At 37.4% G+C, this 16,830-nt stretch carries 18 protein-coding genes and 1 pseudogene; 16 read left to right on the top strand and 3 right to left on the bottom strand.

Features of this window, described 5'->3' with window-relative positions; all coding sequences use genetic code 11:
- The first annotated feature begins 31 nt into the window (after positions 1-31).
- The 3 genes from MKX65_RS13480 (at position 32) to MKX65_RS13470 (ending at position 3,665) form a co-directional block, all read left to right on the top strand.
- Positions 32-2,080 carry a CocE/NonD family hydrolase gene (locus tag MKX65_RS13480; protein ID WP_340904003.1) on the top strand — a complete coding sequence of 683 codons (2,049 nt, stop codon included), beginning with the start codon at positions 32-34 and terminating at the stop codon, positions 2,078-2,080.
- A gap of 149 nt (positions 2,081-2,229) precedes the next feature.
- Positions 2,230-2,811: a pyridoxamine 5'-phosphate oxidase family protein gene (locus tag MKX65_RS13475; protein WP_445677952.1), complete on the top strand. Its 582-nt coding sequence runs from the start codon at positions 2,230-2,232 to the stop codon at positions 2,809-2,811.
- 107 nt (positions 2,812-2,918) lie between these two features.
- Positions 2,919-3,665 (top strand): GTP pyrophosphokinase, encoded by a 747-nt coding sequence (locus MKX65_RS13470; protein ID WP_160549908.1) that lies wholly within the window; start codon positions 2,919-2,921, stop codon positions 3,663-3,665.
- 54 nt (positions 3,666-3,719) lie between these two features.
- On the opposite strand, the gene MKX65_RS13465 is transcribed toward MKX65_RS13470, so the two are convergent.
- The gene (locus MKX65_RS13465) at positions 3,720-4,310 is read right to left on the bottom strand and encodes a guanylate kinase (protein WP_160549909.1); all 591 of its coding nucleotides are present in this window, start codon (positions 4,308-4,310) and stop codon (positions 3,720-3,722) included.
- Positions 4,311-4,666: 356 nt separating this feature from the next.
- Here MKX65_RS13465 and MKX65_RS13460 point away from each other — a divergent pair, with 356 nt between their 5' ends.
- The 10 genes and pseudogenes from MKX65_RS13460 to MKX65_RS13415 all read left to right on the top strand — a co-directional run bounded on the left by MKX65_RS13460 (position 4,667) and on the right by MKX65_RS13415 (position 13,311).
- Complete coding sequence (locus tag MKX65_RS13460; RefSeq protein WP_160549910.1) at positions 4,667-5,230, top strand: FAD-dependent oxidoreductase; 564 nt, start codon at positions 4,667-4,669, stop codon at positions 5,228-5,230.
- Positions 5,231-5,371: 141 nt separating this feature from the next.
- Positions 5,372-6,421 carry an NAD(P)/FAD-dependent oxidoreductase gene (locus tag MKX65_RS13455; protein ID WP_340903998.1) on the top strand — a complete coding sequence of 350 codons (1,050 nt, stop codon included), beginning with the start codon at positions 5,372-5,374 and terminating at the stop codon, positions 6,419-6,421.
- Positions 6,422-6,545: 124 nt separating this feature from the next.
- Positions 6,546-7,994 carry a 4-hydroxyphenylacetate 3-monooxygenase, oxygenase component gene (hpaB, locus tag MKX65_RS13450; RefSeq protein WP_340903996.1) on the top strand — a complete coding sequence of 483 codons (1,449 nt, stop codon included), beginning with the start codon at positions 6,546-6,548 and terminating at the stop codon, positions 7,992-7,994.
- A gap of 97 nt (positions 7,995-8,091) precedes the next feature.
- A pseudogene (locus MKX65_RS13445) lies at positions 8,092-8,928 on the top strand (glycoside hydrolase family 32 protein).
- A 70-nt stretch (positions 8,929-8,998) separates the two neighbouring features.
- A complete protein-coding gene (locus tag MKX65_RS13440; RefSeq protein WP_340906253.1) occupies positions 8,999-9,631 on the top strand; it encodes a glycoside hydrolase family 32 protein in 633 nt (210 codons plus the stop codon).
- A 166-nt stretch (positions 9,632-9,797) separates the two neighbouring features.
- On the top strand, positions 9,798-10,145 hold the full coding sequence (locus MKX65_RS13435; protein WP_119707851.1) for a PadR family transcriptional regulator: 348 nt from the start codon (positions 9,798-9,800) through the stop codon (positions 10,143-10,145).
- A complete protein-coding gene (locus tag MKX65_RS13430) occupies positions 10,126-10,761 on the top strand; it encodes an HAAS signaling domain-containing protein (RefSeq protein ID WP_340903994.1) in 636 nt (211 codons plus the stop codon). Before MKX65_RS13435 ends, MKX65_RS13430 begins: the two co-directional genes overlap by 20 nt.
- Before the next feature lie 68 nt (positions 10,762-10,829).
- Positions 10,830-12,299 carry a DUF4153 domain-containing protein gene (locus MKX65_RS13425; RefSeq protein WP_340903993.1) on the top strand — a complete coding sequence of 490 codons (1,470 nt, stop codon included), beginning with the start codon at positions 10,830-10,832 and terminating at the stop codon, positions 12,297-12,299.
- 106 nt (positions 12,300-12,405) lie between these two features.
- Complete coding sequence (locus MKX65_RS13420; protein WP_340903992.1) at positions 12,406-12,546, top strand: hypothetical protein; 141 nt, start codon at positions 12,406-12,408, stop codon at positions 12,544-12,546.
- 129 nt (positions 12,547-12,675) lie between these two features.
- Positions 12,676-13,311: an FMN-dependent NADH-azoreductase gene (locus tag MKX65_RS13415; RefSeq protein WP_340903991.1), complete on the top strand. Its 636-nt coding sequence runs from the start codon at positions 12,676-12,678 to the stop codon at positions 13,309-13,311.
- A gap of 39 nt (positions 13,312-13,350) precedes the next feature.
- Here MKX65_RS13415 and MKX65_RS13410 read toward each other — a convergent pair whose 3' ends face one another.
- Both MKX65_RS13410 and MKX65_RS13405 read right to left on the bottom strand, forming a co-directional pair.
- Positions 13,351-13,896, bottom strand: a complete 546-nt coding sequence (locus MKX65_RS13410) for a GNAT family N-acetyltransferase (RefSeq protein ID WP_340903990.1) — start codon at positions 13,894-13,896, stop codon at positions 13,351-13,353.
- Positions 13,897-14,050: 154 nt separating this feature from the next.
- Positions 14,051-15,184 carry an IS110 family transposase gene (locus MKX65_RS13405; RefSeq protein WP_160549954.1) on the bottom strand — a complete coding sequence of 378 codons (1,134 nt, stop codon included), beginning with the start codon at positions 15,182-15,184 and terminating at the stop codon, positions 14,051-14,053.
- A 443-nt stretch (positions 15,185-15,627) separates the two neighbouring features.
- On the opposite strand from MKX65_RS13405, the gene MKX65_RS13400 reads away from it, so the two are divergent.
- The 3 genes from MKX65_RS13400 to MKX65_RS13390 are packed head-to-tail and all read left to right on the top strand — an operon-like array spanning position 15,628 to position 16,618.
- Positions 15,628-16,143: a GNAT family N-acetyltransferase gene (locus MKX65_RS13400; RefSeq protein WP_340903989.1), complete on the top strand. Its 516-nt coding sequence runs from the start codon at positions 15,628-15,630 to the stop codon at positions 16,141-16,143.
- A complete protein-coding gene (locus MKX65_RS13395) occupies positions 16,143-16,385 on the top strand; it encodes a hypothetical protein (protein ID WP_340903988.1) in 243 nt (80 codons plus the stop codon). The genes MKX65_RS13400 and MKX65_RS13395 overlap by 1 nt, the downstream gene beginning before the upstream one ends.
- Complete coding sequence (locus MKX65_RS13390) at positions 16,376-16,618, top strand: GNAT family N-acetyltransferase (RefSeq protein WP_340903987.1); 243 nt, start codon at positions 16,376-16,378, stop codon at positions 16,616-16,618. The genes MKX65_RS13395 and MKX65_RS13390 overlap by 10 nt, the downstream gene beginning before the upstream one ends.
- Positions 16,619-16,830: the final 212 nt, after the last annotated feature.

Here is a 16,830-nt window from a genome sequence, read left to right as displayed (position 1 = left end):
AAAATAGAATGTTATAGAGGGAGGTTTTTTCATGGTATTTAATGTGCGTGATACGAATCTGTCTATTAAAACAGAGTATACTCACGAAATTCAAGAGATAGAGCATGTCTGGATTCCCATGTCAGATGGTACTAAATTATCTGCACGGATTTGGATGCCGACTGATGCTGAACAAAATCCAGTACCAGCTATACTAGAATATATTCCTTATCGAAAAAATGATTTTACGGCGTTAAGGGACTCCATTCGTCATCCTTATTTTGCAGGACATGGATATGCTAGTATACGAGTAGATATGAGAGGGTCTGGGGATTCGGACGGAATTCTTTATGATGAATACTTACCTCAAGAGCAAGAAGATGCGTTAGAGGTATTAAGCTGGATTTCCGAGCAGCCATGGGCAACAGGAAGTGTTGGAATGATTGGGAAGTCCTGGGGAGGGTTTAATGGACTTCAGGTTGCAGCTCGACAACATCCTGCATTAAAGGCGATCATTACTTTATGCTCAACAGATGATCGATACGCTGATGATGTCCACTATATGGGTGGGTGTCTACTTGCATCAGATATGTTATGGTGGGCTTCGACAATGCTTGTATACAATGGACGCCCTGCAGACCCTCGGATTGTTGGGGAAGGGTGGAGGAGTTCTTGGCTTGAGCGCCTAGAAAAGACACCTCCATTTGTAGAGAAGTGGGTCGAACATCAGCGTCGTGACGATTATTGGAAGCATGGATCCGTTTGTGAGGACTATTCAAAGATTACTATTCCAGTCTTTGCAGTCGGTGGCTGGGCTGATGGTTATACAAATGCAATTTTTCGATTGCTTGAAGGGCTAGAAGGTCCCCGAAAGGGATTAATTGGTCCATGGGCACATGAATATCCGGAAGTAGCAATACCCGGTCCTGCAATTGGATTTCTTCAGGAGTGTATTCGTTGGTGGGACCACTGGTTAAAAGGGCAAGACACCGGTGTGATGGATGAGCCATTACTTAGAACTTGGATTCAAGACAGTGTTCCTCCACAAGTAGATTACAAGGAAAGACCGGGGAAATGGGTGGCAGAGACAGAGTGGCCATCACCAAATATACAATATGAAGAGTACTGGTTAGGTGAGGGAAAGTTTGCTGAAAGCGCATCAGAGGAAAAGATAGTTACTGTTCCGAGTGTGCAAAGTCATGGATTATATTCGGGTGTATGGTGTCCGTTCGGGCAAGAAGGTGATTTAGCCTCTGATCAGCGATTCGAGAATGGTTCAGCCGTATGTTTCTCTTCCGAACCTCTACAACATGATATCGAAATTCTTGGATTTCCAGAAGTGACCGTGGAAGTGTCTTCTAATAAGCCGAATGCTTTACTTTCTGTTCGGTTATGTGATGTGGACGAAGATGGGGCATCGACATTAGTAAGCTGGGGATTACTAAATCTAACCCACCGTAATAGCCATGAGAATCCTACTCCATTGGAGCCAGGGAAGCGCTATACAGTAACCGTTCAATTAAATGCAGTAGGTCATAAGTTGAAAGCTGGTCATCGATGGCAAGTGGCTTTGTCACCAACTTACTGGCCTCATGCATGGCCATCTGGAGAAGCAGTTACATTACAATTATACTGTGGGAAAAATACAAAATTGAGGCTTCCATTAAGAAATCCTTCTCCACTAGATAACACTCTCCATGAATTCGATCGACCGGAAACTGCTTCCGTGATGGAAAGAAAGATTCTAAGAGAAGAGAGCCGATCACGTAACATCTCTCATAATCTTCTTACTGGTGAATGGGTACTTGAGGATTATTCTGATGAAGGAGCACGTCACTTAATAAGTAATGATATTGAGTATGGAAGTGAAAATAGAAATATCTATCGGATTAAGGATGGAGATCCACTATCTGCAAACGTAACCTGTGAATGGAAATTGAATGTAGGTCGAGGAGATTGGCAGACTAGGCTTGAAAGTTTCAGTACGATGAGCGCAGATAAAAGTACTTTTTATATAAAAAATGAATTATATGCGTTTGAAGGGGAGAAACAGGTGTTTAGTAAAGCGTGGACATCTGAAATTCCTCGTGATTTGATTTAGTGCGCTTAAAGCCCTTGCATTTTCATATGTAAGGGTATTTTTTTACAATTGAAAATTATACAATTACACTATAGACAAAAGGGGAGTTGGATACATTGAAAAAAATTACTTTTAAAGAAACCATTCGTACCGAGGATGAACTTCGATCGATGATGGGGTTTCCAAGTGAACTGGTGAAAAATAAAACTATTTCCATTATAGATTCCCATTGTAGAGATTTTATTTCAAAGTCACCTTTTTTAGTATTATCCACGTCTGATAAGGAAGGGCATTGTGATGTATCTCCGAGGGGGGATTTACCTGGGTTTGTACAAGTGTTAAACGAAAACCAGATAGTTATTCCTGAAAGGCCTGGGAACAAGCGAATGGACTCTATGCGCAATATTTTATCAAACCCTCGAGTGGGCTTGATCTTTTTCATCCCTGGTTTGGGTGAAACATTGCGGATAAATGGACAAGCTGCCCTAATTAAAGATTCAAAAATATTAGAGAGTATGGCGGTGAAGGGTAAGTCTCCCTTAGTGGGTATTGCTGTTGATGTGGAAGAATGTTTTATTCATTGTGCCAAAGCATTTATTCGCTCAGGTTTATGGAATCCATCTTCATGGCAGGAGAAAGAATTATTGCCTTCAGTGGCAACTATCATTTCTGATCATGTGAATTTACCGAATACGACTGCTCAGACTGTAGAGGAAGGGTTAAAAGAGAGCTACAAGGAAAGACTTTATTAGGAGGTGTTTGAAAATTCGTCCTTGTGTTTTAAATTGACAACGTTTGTGAAGAGGTGTACATTTAACTCGGATTAATTACTTCTTTTTTAAAGGGTGAAATAGAACCAATGAGTTCAAATCAAGCACTAGACTTAAAGTTATTAAAAAAGTTTAAAAACGAACTAACAAGATTTATGATGCTATATCAATTTGGTATTGATGAGTTAAACACGAAAATTGATATTTTAAAACAGGAATTTCAATATATTCATGATTACAGCCCCATTGAACATGTAAAATCTAGAATCAAATCACCAGAGAGCATTCTTAAAAAAGTACAGAGAAAAAATCTAGATTTATCATTGCCTAGCATAAAGGAAAACATTAAAGATATTGCGGGAATTCGGATTACTTGCTCTTTTATTTCTGATATTTTTGAGATCAGTAGAATGCTGGAGAACCAGAGCGATATTGAGGTAGTGGAAAAGAAGGATTATATTAATCATCCGAAACCAAACGGCTATCAGAGCTTGCACTTAATCGTGAAAATTCCGGTTTTTATGTCCAATGGCATTGAAAATGTATATGTAGAAGTGCAAATCCGTACCATTGGGATGGATTTCTGGGCGAGTCTCGAGCATAAAATCTACTATAAATTTGATAACGAAGTTCCCGCGTATTTATCGAAAGAACTGAAAAACGCTGCAGATACCGTAGCGATGTTAGACAAAAAAATGGAAGTATTGCATGAGGAAATCCGTAAGTTGGATAGCGATGATGACATAGAAAATGAGCTTAACCTAATAAACGCAAGCGGGCAAAAGCTAAATATTCCGATGGCACTTCTAGAAAGCTTGTCTAAGGATAAAGAGTAGTAGAAACAAATGAAAAAGGACGATTGAATACCAATCAATCGTCCTTTTCTTATATTAATAATCTGTCACAACGATGTCTCGATCAAGAAAGGCTTCAATTACTTCACTAATACGGAAAGAAGTTTGTGGTGAATCATAGTTTTCAAATGCATGCTCACAGCTATTTTTATATGCCATATTCTCGTCATAATGAGACATATGGCGATTAATTACTTCCTCATTATCCTGACGTTCCTTTTGACGAGAGATAACCGTTTCTCGATCTGCGTAAATGAAGAAGCGCATCACACGATCTCCATACATCTCCTTCAATTTTTCAGTACCTTCAGGATTGAGTGTCAAATAAACAAGATTATGCGATTCAAAAGCTTTAACAATATCTTCTTCACGTATTCCGTAATGGAAACCATCAATTTCTACGCTCTCAAGAAATTCTCCATTATCTTCCATTTTTTTGAACGTAGCTTCATCAATAAAATGATAATCTTCTCCATTTTGTTCGTAATGACGTGGTGAACGAGTAGTATAAGAAAGAACTGTTTCCATGTCAAAAGCAGTTGCAACCATTTTGGCAATTGTTTTTCTTCCAGAACCATCTGGACCTGTGTAAATAAATAATTTTTGTTTGTCTTTAATTTCGTACATAGATTACCTCCTGAGAATATATTTAGAATGTTTCAAACAAAGTAAAAGGTGAAAATAAATATCTATATCATCCTATTATAGCAGAAAGAGCCATATTAATCTGATAACAAATATTTGAAGAGATACAGTAGAAGACGAATCTAGGAGGCATTAGGTATCATCATATATAATGATTATGTAAAATATTCTGATAACTTAATATAAGAATGCCAAATTTGAGAGGAAAACGCAAGAAATTAACTTGTTTTTTTGTAAGATAAATTAACAGTATAGTTTGAGATGAGCACAGTCTTTGACACATATACCATTATTTAATAAAATTTACCTATAATTTCTAAAATTCTGGAGGTTTTTTTATGTATGATATTGCCATAATTGGTGCAGGCCCTGCAGGAGCGAGTGCCGCCATATTTACAGCAAAGGCTGGAAAAAAAACATTGATACTTGACCATGATAAAAGCATCACGAAGCGAGCTTGGGTAGAAAATCATTATGGTGTGTCAGAAATAACTGGCCCAGACTTAGTGGAAACAGGTAAGAAACAAGCAGCAAAATTTGGAGCTGAAATCATAAATCTTCCTGTAGTCCATATTGAAAAAGGAGAAGATGGATTTACTGTTCAAACAGAAGAACAAACTTTTGAAGCAAAGCATGTTATTTTAGCAACAGGGGTATTAGCCGATTTGGCAGAAAAAATGGGACTAACAACAAAACCAGGAACAGAGCCAAGAATTCCTAAAAATGTGGTAGTGGATGCGAATGGTAAAACTGAAATCGAAGGAGTTTGGGCTGCTGGTACGATTGCTGGAGTAAGTGTTCATACCATTATTACAGCTGGTGACGGAGCAAGAGTAGCCATTAATGTGATTAGCGAAATCAACGGAGAACGCTATGTGGATCACGATGTATTAAAAGCATAATACAAAAAGGGCAGAAAAGTGTGTAGTAACACTTTCTGTCCTTTTTTTGAATATTTTGATTGTCATAATGTTAAAAAGGTCGTATAGTTATAGTTAATGAGAATGATAATCAATAACAATTGGTTATAGGAGAGTGTGAAAATGGAGAAAATGAATCTTTTTGATGTAACAATCATCGGAGGAGGGCCGGCTGGGCTGTACTCTACTTTTTATAGTGGTTTAAGGGAAATGAAGACGAAATTAATTGAATTTCAGTCTCAATTAGGTGGAAAGATTCATGTGTATCCAGAAAAAATGATTTGGGATGTTGGAGGGATGACACCAGTTCCTGGAGCAAAACTTATCGAGCAACTGGTTGAACAAGGACTTACCTTTAACCCAACAGTGGTACTTAATGAAAAGGTAGTATCTATCGCACGAAACGAAGATGGTATTTTTGTTCTTGAAGGTTCCTCAGGTGAATATCATTTTTCAAAAACAGTGATTGTTGCCGTTGGTAGTGGAATTCTGAAGCCGCAAAAACTGAACATTGAAGGAGCCGAACGGTTTGAGGTATCGAATCTGAACTATACCGTGAAATCTTTAAAGCAATTTAAGGATAAAACGGTAATCATTTCAGGTGGTGGAAATTCTGCGTTGGATTGGGCAAATGAGCTTGAGCCTGTTGCAAAGAAAGTCTATATTACTTACCGAAAAGACAAAATGTCTGGTCATGAGGCACAAGTGTCACAATTACAAAATAGCTCAGTGACTTGTTTAAGTACTTCGTCCATAACGAAATTAATAGCTACTAATGATCAGGAATTGATTGAAAAGGTAGAGATTACTAATAACGTAACTGGGGAGGCAACTCTGTTATCGGTTGATGAGGTAGTAATTAATCACGGATATGAACAGGATGCAGGACTTTTGAAAAACAGCGATTTACATATCAATATGCTCGAGGATTTTTATATTGAAGGAAACTCTTTTAGTGAAACCTCGGTTCCTGGATTATTTGCGGCCGGTGATATTCTTAAGTTCGATGGGAAATTGAACTTAATTGCGGGAGCCTTCCAAGACGCAGCCAACGCTGTGAATAAAGCAAAGAAATTTATTGAACCAGATGCTCATCCAGCAGCAATGGTTTCATCACATAATGATGTGTTCAAACAGCGTAATCGGGAGTTAGTGAAACAATTGGTAAAATAGATATCTGTCAAGAAGGTTAACGAAATCGTTAATCTTCTTTTTTTTTATTCATATCGACCTGGAAAAGCAATATCTCAAGGTTCAGACATATGTATTTATATACCTTTTGAACGGAGGTGTTTTTGTGCCGGCAATAAATGGGCAGGATTTCTTGGAAAGAATTCATCAACTTCAACCTGAGATATGGCTTGATGGAAAGAAAATAACAGATATATGTAATCATGAAGCGTTTAAGGGCATTTTAACAAGTAAAGCAGCACTGTTCGACTTTCAAACGAACAAAAAAAACTTAGATTTGATGACTTATGTTTCTCCAGTAAGCGGAGAACGGGTTGGAACGTCATTTATGCAACCGAAAACAAAAGAAGATTTAGAAAAGAGGAGACTTTCTACCCAAGCATGGGCAAAGTTGTCAGGAGGAATGATGGGGAGATCTCCGGATTACATGAATTCCTGCCTGATGGCTCTTGGAACGGCCTGGGATCATTTTCAAGATTCGCGTTTAATAGGAAAACATATATTACAAATGTATGAGCGTGCTAGGGAAAATGATTTAACACTTGCTCACACATTTGTAAATCCACAAGTGAATCGATCCATGCTTTATTTTGAAGATGAAGAACATCCAATTTCCGCGAAAGTAGTAAAGGAAACGAGCGATGGTATTATTATTAAGGGTGCTAGATTGTTAGCTACTCAAGGTGGAATCACAGATGAGTTGCTCGTCTTACCAATCGGGGGAAAGTATATCGGAGAATCATTTATTTACGCATTTAGTATCCCAAGCACCACCCCGAATTTACGATTTATTTGTAGAGAATCATTTCGTTATCGTTCCTCCGCATTTGATCATCCACTAGGGGCTAGATTTGAAGAAATGGATACCATCGTTGTGTTTGACAATGTTTTGGTGCCATGGGAACGGGTATTTTTATACAACGATTATTCTATTTCTATGGAACTAGCAAGTGAAACAAGGTATTTTACGTTTTTACTTCATCAAGCAACCGCTCGTCAGGTGGTGAAAACAGAGTTTCTTTTGGGACTCGCACAGTTAATAGTGGATTCGATTGATATAGGAAGTTATACGCATGTTCAAGGAAAAGTAAGCGAGATCATTACCGCACTAGAGACCTTAAAAGCCTTATTATTAAGTTCTGAGATGAATGCGAAGCACGATAAGAGGGGGAGGATGGTTCCAGATGTAAATCCATTATCTGCGGCCATAACCACCTTTCCTAGGCTGTATCCAAGATTCATTGAAATTTTAGAAACGTTAGGAGCCAGTGGTTTAATATCCATACCAACTGAAAAAGATTTTGAGTCACCCATACGCGGAGATTTAGATCATTATCTACAAGGTGCGTCATGCGATGCTAAAGATCGAACCCAATTGTTTCGTTTGGCCTGGGATGTCTGTTTAAGTGCCTTTGGGGGAAGACAAAAACAATACGAAAGATTCTTTTTTGGAGATCCGATCCGATTAGAATCTGGACTATATAATAGCTACTCTAAAGAATCTGCTGTGAATCTAGCAAAATCCTTACTAAATAGTAATCTAAAAAAGGAATGACTGTACCAAGCATCTGCTTTTATCGGTAGATGCTTTTTTATAAGTAAAAAAATAGGTGTGTTTTAGTAAAAATTCACGTTGACATGAATTCTTTTGGATGGATACAATGAAGTCTAAGAATGCTAAAGCGTTTTCATATGGAGGTATGATGGTGACTAAATTACATACTGCAATAGACTCAGTAATAAAAGAACAACCAACTGTAAACAAAAATCATTGGAGATTAAATTATCATGTAACCACTCCTGCCTATTGGATGAACGATCCAAATGGATTTAGTTTTTTTAATGGAGAATATCATCTGTTCTATCAGCATCACCCGTAATCACCTGAATGGGGTCCTATGTATTGGGGACATGTAAAAAGTAAAGATCTTGTTCACTGGGAACATTTGCCGATCGCTCTTGCGCCAACGGAAGAATATGACCAGGATGGTTGCTTTTCGGGAAGTGCCATTGAAAAAGACGGGAACATGTATGTGATGTATACGGGGAATACGTGGACAGGGGATGACCATGATAAAGATTTATTACAAGTGCAATGCCTGGCGGTAAGTGAAGATGGGGTTCATTTTATAAAGCTAAAAGAAAACCCGGTTATAGCTGAAGCTCCTACAGGTGATATTCATCCGTATCATATTCGTGATCCGAAAGTGTGGAAACAGGGTAATGACTATTATTGTGTGTTAGGATCAAGAACCAAGGATCATCATGGACAAGTGTTGCTGTATCGTTCTAGTGATTTAGTACACTGGGAATTTATAAGTGTTATGGCTAAAAGTGATGGGGATTTAGGGTTTATGTGGGAGTGTCCTGATGTGTTTCGTTTGGAAGGTCATGATGTTCTCATGATGTCACCGCAAGGCGTCAAGCCGAAGGGAGATTTGTATCATAATCTCCATCAAGCAGGCTATGTGGTAGGGGAATTAGATTAATACAGGTGTCCTTTCACATGACGATTTTCATTTATTGGATTATGGATTTGATTTTTATGCTCCACAAACGATGGAAGATCCTAAAGGGAGACGTATTATGATTGCATGGATGGCGATGTGGGAGAGTCACATGCCTGAGCAAGAATACAATTGGGCAGGAGCTATGACGATTCCTCGACAGCTTGAATGGGTGGATGGAGAAATTTACAGTAATCCTATTCCAGAGTTACAGGAGCTTCGCGGGAATCTGGTTGAGCTTGAACATGTGACGGTAAGGGAAGAGAAAATTATTCCTGAACTTATGGGGGAAAGTTATGAGCTTGATGTAACGATTGATGCAAAATCCACCGAGCAGTTTGGTGTGAAGGTTCGAGTGAGTGAGCAAGAGGAAACAGTTATCGGTTATAGCCGACTAGAAGGAAAGGTGATCTTTGATCGGAATCGGTCTGGAAAAGGTCCAAAAGGAATACGAAAAGCTCCAGTACAGCTAAAAGAAAATCTTCTCCATCTGCGCATATTTGTTGATCACTCATCGGTAGAAGTATTTATTAACGAGGGAGAAAAAGTCATGTCAGCAAGAGTATATCCAGACGAAAACTCCACGGGCATCAGCTTTTTCTCTGATGAAGAGATAAACATCGTAAGCTTAAAAAAATGGGACTTAAAAAAATGTATTCCCCCAATGTGCGAGAGTTTCGCTTAAAAGCATTAATAATGTAAAACCCACTTCAGTGTGGGTTTTTGTTTGTGTAATTGAATTAACTGACTGTGTTTGTAAATTATTTCTTTTTTTTATCCAGGATACTTTACAAGAAGAAAACTAAGAGGTAGAATTTCTATATACCTAAAAAAACTATGTAGGTGAAAAGATGTTTAATCGTGAATTGGTTAAAGGTAGTACTTCGCTTTTGTTACTTCAACTTTTAGAAGAGCGCGATATGTATGGCTACGAGCTTGTTAAAGAACTTGAAAACAGAAGCGGAAATGAGTTTTCTGTGAAAGAGGGTACTTTATATCCGGCACTACATAAGCTTGAAAAGCAGGAATATATTGAGTGCTATTGGAAAGAGCAAGAGAAAGGTCCAGCTCGGAAATATTACAAAATTACAGAAGCTGGTAAAGAAATGCTGCTGGAAAAAACACGTGAGTGGAATGATTTTGTTTCAGTAATGAACAAGATGATGGGGAGAAAGAAGCATGGAACGGCTGAAGAGTGAGTTTTTAGAAAGCCTGAAAGAAAACCTCGGAAACCACAAGGAAAAGGAATCTATAATAGCGGAATATGAAATGCATTTGGATGAACTTTTATTAAGCTTATACCAAATGGAATATGACGAAATTCGGGAAGAAGTCTACTCCAGATTCGGGACACCAGAAGAGATCGCTGCAATGTGGAAAGAAGAGTTATCCTATACACCTAGCAATATGAAGTGGTTGTTTATTGCAGTGAATATTCTGTTCTTTACAGGTGGCGCCGTTCTAACACTTGCACATAATCTTCTTGATTGGGAGTGGTTGACAAATTTATGGTTTAATCTTGCGTCTTTTCCTATCATCATTGCTTTCATTTATATGTTCTTTTGGGCACTTCTCGGATATGAGATTGGGAGGGGCTTTGGTCATAAAGGGAAAAGGGTGATGAAAAGGACCTTTATTTTTGCGTTAATACCAAATGTAACTTTAATGGTCTTAACAGTATTTCATCTTATCCCACGTGAATGGTTTTATCCACTATTAACGGAAACCTTTATCGGCGTCTGTATTTTTTTAACACTTCTACTTTACCCAGTGTGCATAATTAGCTATCGCTGGGGGAAAAAAGCTTCAATCTAAGCTTTTTTTTGCAATAGTACATAGAAAAACTATGTATATAGAAAAACGATATAACGGAGGGAAATTTGATGCGTGAAAAATTGTTGAAAAACGATTGGATCTTTTTGGTTCTATGTGTCATTTTAGGTATTGTTGGGGAAGAAGCTTTTTTTAGGGACCAAATTGGAATATCCTATTTTGTTTTTATTCTTTCATTCTATACGGTATTTTACTGGAGATTTCGTAAGTTTCCGTTTTCACATCAAAGGGTTGGATATTTCATATTAATCTGTATATGGTTATTAACCGCTGGATACTATCTTTATGACACACAGCTTTTTTACGCGCTAAATATTGTTGTCATACCGGCTCTTGTGATCGTTCATTTGTCTCTAGTAACATCGTCTAATAATAGAGTTTGGCATAATTGGTATTTCTTCCTTTACACGTTTCTACGTGTATTTGACGGCTTGAAATATCATGTGTTCTTTACCAAATACATTACAAACCTATCAAAGAATGGGAACCAAAGGAACTTTGAAGTATGGAAAAAAATAATACTTGGTATTACCTTATCCATTCCCGTGTTGTTCATTGTTTTAAATCTGCTCATCTCAGCAGATGCTCAGTTTGAGCGGCTGGTAATGGAAATCCCGTATTTATTTAGCATTAATGTTGAGTTCCTTCTTAGAACCATCATTGTACTTGTTTATACTTTTGGCTTCTTCGGATTCATGCAAGCGCTATTAATTAAGAACAATAAAATCATCCAAAAAGAGGGGCCAATCAACCCTTTATCAATGGACGGAGTCGTTACACTGACTGTACTACTTTTATTAGATTTCGTGTATATCGTTTTTGTTGCGATACAATTTACGTACTTTTTTAGTGGCTCATTGGAGGATGGATATACGTATGCTGAATATGCCCGCCGCGGTTTTTTTGAATTGCTTTTTGTAACCTTGATCAATTTGACTGTTACAACAAGTTCAATTCAACTTTCCAGAACCGTTTATGGTACGTTAAAGAAGTTCATTCGTGTCGCTTTATCTGTGTTAGTTTTATCAAGTGTGGTTCTTCTTATCTCGGCATTTATGCGGATGATGATGTATGAAGAGGCGTATGGCTTTACTTTTACAAGAGTACTTGCCCATTCGTTTATGATCTTTTTAACAGTAATATTTGCTTATACACTGGTGAAAATTTGGCTTGAGAAACTTTCTTTGTTTCATTTTTATTTCATTTCGGCACTCGTATATTATGTAGGTATCAATGTTGTAAATATCGACCAATTTGTTGTCGAACAAAATATTATGAGATACGAAACAACCGGAAAAATTGACATTTATTATTTAAACAATCTATCGGACACGGGAACTCTTGGGCTTATTGATCTTTATCAAAGTGGAGCCGAAATACCAGGATTAGAAGAGTTGCTCATAGGGAGAAAAGAAGATCGATTGTATATAAAAAATACCTCATGGCAGTCCTATAACTTAACCCGGAATAAGACAGATAACGAGCTAAGAAAGTTAAATCTTGCAGAGGAAAAAAAATAATCACATGGGTTAAAAAAGTAGTAAGAATATTTTAAATAATATATTTTTTATTTAAAATAAATAGTAAGATATTGTATATACTATCCTTTGATGGAGGTGAATACATATGGATCAAAAACCGATGCATTATGATGGAAGTTTGCATGGCGCTCCAACAGAAGGGGAAGTGAAAGAGCAAGAGCCTTTTATGATCACTGATGAAATGAGAGCAAACATTAGTGGAAATCCATTTACAACAGAAAACTGAATTTTTGAAGGAAAGGGGCATTCGAAGGAGCGTCCCTTTTTTATTTGAAAAATTTTAGTTAGATGCATACAAAAGTTGTTTTCTCACAAACTAGAATGCACAACAATAGAAGAAAGGAAAGATGAGAAAATGACAAAAGTCCTTTACATTACTGCTCATCCACACGATGACACACAGTCTTATAGTATGGCTGTAGGTAAAGCATTTATTGACACGTACAAAGAAAAAAATTCGGATCACGAGGTCTTACACTTAGATCTTTATAAAGAGGATATTCCTCAAATTGATGTTGACGTATTCAGTGGCTGGGGAAAGCTACAATCAGGAAAAGGTTTTGATGAGCTTTCTTCAGAGGAAAAGGCTAAGGTGGCACGCCTTGGTGAACTTTGTGATCAATTTATCTCTTTTGACAAATATGTATTTGTTACTCCACTTTGGAATTTTTCATTCCCTCCAGTGATGAAGGCGTATCTTGATGCGGTTTCTGTTGCTGGAAAGACATTTAAGTACACAGCCGAAGGTCCAATAGGATTATTAACGGATAAAAAATCTTTACATATTCAAGCGCGTGGTGGGGTTTACTCTGAAGGTCCTGCTGCAGCCCTTGAAATGGGGCACCGTTATTTAAGTGTGATTATGCAATTTTACGGAGTTCCTTCGTTTGAAGGATTATTTGTAGAAGGTCATAATGCGATGCCAGATAAAGCACAAGAAATCAAAGAGAATGCGATTGCAAGAGCAAAGGATTTAGCCCATACATTTTAACACCAAGAGCCAACGAAAAAACTCGTTGGCTTTTTTGCTCTATTGCTTTAAAACTTGTTGTTCCCATTCTGATCTTAATATCCCCATCATAATACGATCGGAATAACGCCCGTCACGATTAATAGCGGAACGAAGTCTTCCTTCTACGATAAAACCTGCTTTTTCATATGCGCGGATTGCCCGACTGTTATAGCCAATGACGTCCAAACCCACTCGATGTAGATTTAACTCATGAAATGCATAACGGAGGATTAATTGTAATGCTTCACTACCATAGCCTTTATTTTGATAGTTTGTATCTCCTATTCCAATGGCTAAAGAACCGACCCGATTATTCCATTCGATAGAGTGGATGACAACAAAACCAATTAAAATGTCATTCTCTATTGTTCGTAACCGGAAATACGCTGAATTAGAGCTTCGTTCTTTATCCTCTTCAAGTTCCGCAATGGAATGCGGATAGGCGATATCCGTATCAAGATTACGTAAATAGTCTGAGTTTTCCTCCCATGATGCCATAATTGCTGCGTCCTCTGCACGGACAGTAGTAAGCTTTATTAATTTCCCCTTAAATAAATTCGTCATATTGTTCTCCCTTTTCTGTGAAAATAAATATGGGTTTAAACAAGATCAGTTGTGTTAATGATATTATTAATGCAATTTTTGCAATAGGAAAGCAGAGGTACCTAAATTTATGGTATCTCGAATATCTTTTTTAACTTTTGTCTATACTGCTAATTTATGTTGACTCATGGTAGGGTTCTTTGTTCTTTAGCATGTGATAGATGATTGTAAGCATTCGATGTCCAATGGCAACGAGTGCTTTTTTCTTTCCTCTTCTTGCAGCTAGTGACCAATATTTAGCGGATAACCTGGTGTTTTTACTTCGTGATGCTGCCCACGCAGCTTCGCAAAGTGCTGACTTAATATGAGGGTTTCCTTTCACCGTCCGTGTGCTTTTTCTTTTCCCTGCACTTTCATGATTTCCTGGTGATAGTCCTGCCCAGGAAGCAATATGTTTGGAAGTAGGAAATTGTTCCATATTTACTCCGATTTCTGCAATTATTGTAGCTGCTGTATCTTTTTTAATACCTGTCATCGTGACAATGATATCCACTTCTTCTTTGTAGTCTTTTAAGATTTCATCTATCCTTTTTTCAATATCTGATATTAACTCTTCTAGATAGACAATGTGCATCCAAGATTGTTTGATAAGAAATAATTGGTGGTCATTTATCGTACCAAACAAGGAGTCCGTAATTGACTGTTTTTTATGAGCCATTCGACCATGAATTCTTTGTTCAACGTCTTTTTGATCTAAGTAACCATTAGACATTAGTTGTTCTAAAAGTTTCCTGCCGGAAACTCCAAATACATCTGAAATTACTGTACTTAATTTGATATTTGAAGTCTCAAGTACCTTTTGGATTCGATTCTTTTCAGATGTCATATGACCAATCCATTTCTTGCGGAGACGAGTTAGATCCCTTAGATTTCTTATGTCCTCTGGAGGAACAAAGCTCTTCTCTATTAATCCATGTCTTAATAATTTGGCAATCCATTCTGCATCTGACACATCTGTCTTTCTACCGGGAACGTTTTTGATTCTTTGTGCGTTTGCCAAGGTAATATCAAAAAAATCTTCTAAGATGTTATAAACAGGTTTCCAGTAAACGCCAGTGCTTTCCATCGCAATATGAGTTACCTGTTTTTCTTCTAACCACTTTAGAAGCCGAAACAAGTCTTTAGTCATAGTAGGAAATGTTTCAGTTTCTTTTACCAGGTCTGCCTCTGATTCACCCATTAGGACACAGGCTACAATAGTCTCTGAGTGAACATCCAAGCCAGCACACCGTTTGTACAATGTTTCCATTTGTTCAACCTTCCAGAATTATATTCCACAAACAGTGGAATGAATTTGAAATTAAGCATTTTTCTGTTCGTAGTCATCTCTCATAGGAGAGAGCTAACAATGGGTTGTGCACCAAATTCATTCCAACAGTTTTTTGTACAGGGTAAGACCACCAATAAGAGCCACGTCATATACTCACTGTTTGTGGTATCTACATTATGGAGTGGGGAACCAATTTTCATTCCTGGGTTAAGAGCGAAAGATCATGATTGTTTTTTGTATGAATATGAAGGAATCACATCATGCTACGCAATAAAATCTTGCCCCCTAAAGTCTAGATAACTTAATCTTAATGTTCTTTTTCCCATTCAGCAATCTAATATTTTAGGAAGAAGGAAATATTTCCATTTATATCGAATGTTTAGTCTAGGAAATTTATATTATGTTTTATAGGAGTGGCAATGATGTTTATAGAAACAGAACGGTTAATAATAAGAGATTTTGATATAAACGACTACCTAGCAGTTTACGAATATACATCAAATTTGGATGTAATGAGGTATATTCCAGAAGGTGTTTTCACTAAAGAAGATGCAAAGCAGTTTGTGTTTGATAATATGGGGGAGAAGGTTGAGAAGTACCCGGTTATATTAAAAGAAAGTGCTACTCTTATTGGACATATTGTATTTCATCGTTATTTTGGCGAACACACTTATGAGATTGGATGGGTGTTTCATCCAGATTATTATAATAAAGGATTTGCCTCCGAGGCTGCGAAAGCAGTAATGCAGTATGGATTTGAGGAATTAAAGTTACATCGAATCATCGCTACATGTCAGCCTGAAAATATAGGTTCCTATCGTGTAATGGAAAAAATCGGGATGAGACGGGAAGGATATTTTAAAAAATGTATCCCAAATGGTGATGGGTGGTGGGATGAGTATTACTACGCCATCCTTGAGGAAGAGTGGAGGAAGTAATGAGCCAAACAAAAAATATCAGTCTAGATCTATTCCAACTTAAATATAAGGAGAGGTTATTTTCTTTTGAACTTCCTAACGATCAAGTGAAGTTTACCGCCTTGCCTAGTCATGTGCTCGAAGTACAAGAGGGACAATTTCCGATTGTGATTGTAGAAGATGACGTTCCTGTTGGTTTTTTCATTTTCCATTCGACTTCACGTGTGAAGGATATTCAAATAACCCCAATTCTATGCTATTAACGGCATTCTCCATTGATTATTCAAAACAGGGGAGGGGTAATGCAAAACAAGGATTACTGTTGCTCAAGAAATATATACAAAATCAATTTCCAAGCTGTGACGAAATCGTTCTAGGGGTTAATCATCAAAATGTCCCAGCGCAAAATCTGTATGCACGAGTAGGATTTCAAGATACGGGGAGAAGAGTGATTGGTTCGCTTGGAGAACAGTTTGTTATGACTCTACATATATAAGTATTCCTTGTTTAGAGCTGCTAATTTGGTAGCTCTTTTTTATATTCAGGGGAATTTATCTGCTTTTTTTCTTAATTAATTCAGTGGTCAACCGATACTAAGAGTATTAGTACGTAGCGAAAGAAGGAAAATAGTATGACCTCCCTAGAAATAGACTCTAATATCCATATACTATTGTTTCTTTTTGGGTATTTCCTTACCATTTTGACAGT

Origin of the sequence: Robertmurraya sp. FSL R5-0851 (assembly GCF_038002965.1) — a bacterium.
Taxonomy (GTDB): Bacteria; Bacillota; Bacilli; order Bacillales; family Cytobacillaceae; genus Robertmurraya_A; species Robertmurraya_A beringensis.
The sequence above is the reverse complement of the archived record's forward strand: the minus strand, read 5'-3'. Positions and strand labels throughout refer to the sequence as shown.